Consider the following 3,758-nt stretch of genomic DNA (forward strand, 5'->3'; position numbering starts at 1 on the left):
GCAAAAAATACGGCCTCATTTCTCGCTGCCGTCCAGATCAGATGCATCGCTCTCTGGGCTAAAATCTTGTGACGACAATATCTAGAAGAAGACCGGCAGCGGTTTGTGAATTGCCCACAGGTGCAGCAGGTTTATTACGTGACGGGCGATTTTGATTTTCTGCTGGTGATAAATGTGCGCGATATGGCTGAATATGAAATGCTGACCCGTGAGCTGTTTTTCGCCTCGGGCAACATTAAATCATTCAAGACGATTGTCTCGATGCAAAATGCCAAGCAGGAAATGAGCGTGATTATCGAATAATGCGTGTTTGCGCCGTTTATAAAATGCGCCCCACCATCACGCTCTTCGCGTTGGGACAAGATTAATTTCCGAAATCCCCCTTTTCGCTGCGAATTCTGCTTGTCTGATGGCGCTCGCCAGGTAACATAGGTATCCCCCCTTTGTGGGCGGACAAACGATGATTTTTTCCAGACAATTAACAGAGAGAATATTATGAGCGTTGTGCCTGTAGCCGACGTACTCCAGGGCCGCGTTACCGTTGACCAAGAAGTCACCGTGCGCGGATGGGTACGTACCCGCCGAGATTCAAAAGCTGGCATCTCCTTCCTCGCCGTTTATGACGGCTCCTGCTTTGATCCTGTACAGGCTGTCATTAATAATTCTCTGCCCAATTACAATGAAGAAATTCTGCGTCTGACCACCGGCTGCTCTGTTATCGTCACCGGTAAAGTGGTCGAGTCCCCGGGTGAAGGCCAGAGCTTCGAGCTGCAGGCAACTCAGGTAGAAGTAGCCGGTTGGGTTGAAGACCCGGATACCTATCCGATGGCGGCGAAACGCCACAGCATCGAGTATCTGCGTGAAGTGGCGCACCTGCGTCCGCGTACCAACCTGATCGGCGCGGTTGCCCGTGTTCGCCATACGCTGGCGCAGGCGCTGCATCGCTTCTTTGATGAGCAGGGTTTCTTCTGGGTATCAACTCCGCTGATTACTGCATCCGATACCGAAGGTGCGGGTGAAATGTTCCGCGTGTCCACGCTGGATCTGGAAAACCTGCCGCGTAACGATCAGGGCAAAGTCGATTTCGACAAAGATTTCTTCGGCAAAGAGTCCTTCCTGACCGTATCCGGCCAGTTGAACGGCGAAACCTATGCCTGCGCGCTGTCCAAAATCTACACCTTTGGCCCAACCTTCCGCGCGGAAAACTCCAATACCAGCCGTCACCTGGCCGAATTCTGGATGCTGGAGCCGGAAGTGGCGTTTGCCGATCTGGAAGATAACGCCCGTCTGGCAGAAGCGATGTTGAAATATGCCTTCAACGCCGTGTTGACCGAGCGAATGGATGACCTGAAGTTCTTCGCCGAACGCGTAGATAAAGACGCGATTGCCCGTCTGGAACGTTTCGTCGCCGCTGATTTTGCACAGGTGGACTATACCGATGCGGTGACCATTCTGGAAAACTGCGGTGAAACGTTCGAGAACCAGGTCTACTGGGGCGTGGATCTCTCTTCCGAGCACGAACGCTACCTGGCCGAGAAACACTTTAAAGCGCCGGTCGTTGTGAAAAACTACCCGAAAGACATCAAGGCGTTCTATATGCGCCTTAACGACGATGGTAAAACCGTTGCGGCCATGGACGTTCTGGCACCGGGCATTGGCGAAATTATCGGTGGTTCTCAGCGTGAAGAGCGTCTGGATGTGCTGGATGCGCGTATGGCTGAAATGGGTCTTAATAAAGAAGACTACTGGTGGTATCGCGATCTGCGCCGCTACGGTACCGTACCGCATTCGGGTTTTGGCCTGGGCTTCGAACGCCTGATCGCTTACGTGACCGGTGTGCAGAACGTACGTGACGTTATCCCGTTCCCGCGTACCCCGCGCAGCGCTACGTTCTAATCTCAAATCATAAAAACCAAAGCCAGCGCAAGCTGGCTTTTTTATTGCCGTTAACTTTTATTCACAAAAATCTGGCATACTGGGCCCGCTTTACGCTTGGTGACCTTTCTTTAACGACTTTTCCCCTCCTGAAACACTCCTGAACAAAAAATAAACCCCACCTTCCTTGCGGTTAGTTTTTCCTCATCTGATAGCACAATTGGATAAAGTTCACACAGCACTCCGGACGGCTAAAAGCGATCATAAGAAAAAGTCAGATGAGAATGATTCCTGTACAAGATTCACACTTATCTCAATTAAATATAAGCAATTCATATATATATTTAAGGAGACGTTGTTTTTAACAGCGATCGGCCCTGAATTTTGAGGTGGTTCACAAAGTTCCTTAAAATACACAAAATTTTACACATAATTTCTTTTTGTAACTGATTTAAGACATTTGTAGCACTTTCAGGCTAGCGAAACGATTATATGAATGGAAAGATGCCTCTCAGACACAGAAAGACACCAAACTCTCATCAATAGTTCCGTAAATTATTATTGACGGAATTTATTGGCGGCAGTGGCAGGTGTACAAAAAAACCAATGAGGGTAATAAATAATGATGAAGCGCAATATCCTGGCAGTGGTTATCCCTGCCCTGCTGGTAGCTGGTGCAGCCAACGCTGCAGAAGTTTACAACAAAAACGGCAACAAACTGGACCTGTACGGTAAAGTTGTTGGTGAGCACGGCTTCACCACTTCTGGCGACAGCACCTCTAACCAGGATTCCTCATACGGCCAGATCGGCTTAAAAGGCGAAACTCAGGTAAACAGCGATGTTATCGGTTACGGCCAATGGGAATACCGTGCTAAAGCAGACCAGGCAGAAGGCAACCAGACTAACGTAACTCGTTTGGCTTTCGCTGGTGTTAAAATTGCTGACGCTGGCTCCTTAGACTACGGCCGTAACTACGGCGTGGTTTACGATGTAGAATCCTACACCGATATGGCTCCGTCCTTCTCTGGCGAAACCTGGGGTGGCGGTAAAACCGATAACTACCTGACCAGCCGTGCTACTGGCGTTCTGACCTACCGTAACAGCAACTTCTTCGGTCTGGCCGATGGCCTGCACTTCGCTCTGCAGTATCAGGGGAAAAATGACCGTAGCCCGAGCGATGAATTCCGTGGTAACGGCGATGGCTTCGGTACTTCTGTTGGTTACGACTTTGCTGAAGGCTTCGGCGTGATTGGTGCGTACAGCAATTCCAACCGTACCAAATACCAGAAAGAAGACGGTAAAGGTGCTAAAGCAGAATCTTGGGCAATTGGCGCGAAATATGACGCGAACAACATTTACCTGGCAACTGTGTATGCAGAAACCCGTAACACCAGCATCCTGACTGACGTTAACGGCGACAACTCTGTTGCTAACAAAACTCAGAACTTTGAAGTTATCGCTCAGTACCAGTTCGACTTCGGCCTGCGTCCGTCCGTGTCTTACGTTCAGTCCAAAGGCAAAGCACTTGGTCTGGATGACAACGGTAACTCCGTATCTAACGACCTGGCTAAATACGTAACTGTTGGTGCGTACTACTACTTCAACAAGAACTTCAACGTATACGGCGACTACCGTATCAACCTGCTGGATGACAAAGACAGCCAGTACTACTCTTGGGTTGGTACCGCAGATCAGGTTACTCTGGGTGTAACTTACCAGTTCTAATCAGCAGACCTCGTTATTATATGCGTGAAAAACAGGGCTTCGGCCCTGTTTTTTTATTGCCTCACCGTCAAAAACACTGACTTCTAGATAGTGTCGTCACGAGGATAAAAATCATTGATAATAGGGCCTTCTAATCAGAAGGCCCTATTATCATGAC

2 protein-coding genes and 1 pseudogene are annotated in these 3,758 nt (G+C 49.2%); all 3 read left to right on the plus strand.

The features are described 5' to 3' along the window. Positions 1-81: 81 nt before the first annotated feature. A pseudogene (locus ACSZPU_RS24225) lies at positions 82-303 on the plus strand (Lrp/AsnC ligand binding domain-containing protein); the annotation flags it as partial. A 192-nt stretch (positions 304-495) separates the two neighbouring features. Beyond that, positions 496-1,896, plus strand: a complete 1,401-nt coding sequence (gene asnS / locus ACSZPU_RS24230) for an asparagine--tRNA ligase (RefSeq protein WP_499004110.1) — start codon at positions 496-498, stop codon at positions 1,894-1,896. A gap of 601 nt (positions 1,897-2,497) precedes the next feature. Further along, positions 2,498-3,601: a porin gene (locus ACSZPU_RS24235; protein ID WP_499004112.1), complete on the plus strand. Its 1,104-nt coding sequence runs from the start codon at positions 2,498-2,500 to the stop codon at positions 3,599-3,601. Positions 3,602-3,758 lie beyond the last annotated feature (157 nt).

The sequence above is a fragment of the Phytobacter sp. V69 genome, assembly GCF_965644215.1.
Lineage (GTDB): Bacteria > Pseudomonadota > Gammaproteobacteria > Enterobacterales > Enterobacteriaceae > Phytobacter.

What these genes read in the sequence shown, in the direction of transcription:
- ACSZPU_RS24235 (WP_499004112.1), top strand. Translation starts at nt 2,498, where the DNA reads ATGATGAAGCGCAATATCCTGGCAGTGGTTATCCCTGCCCTGCTGGTA.
- asnS (WP_499004110.1), top strand. Translation starts at nt 496, where the DNA reads ATGAGCGTTGTGCCTGTAGCCGACGTACTCCAGGGCCGCGTTACCGTT.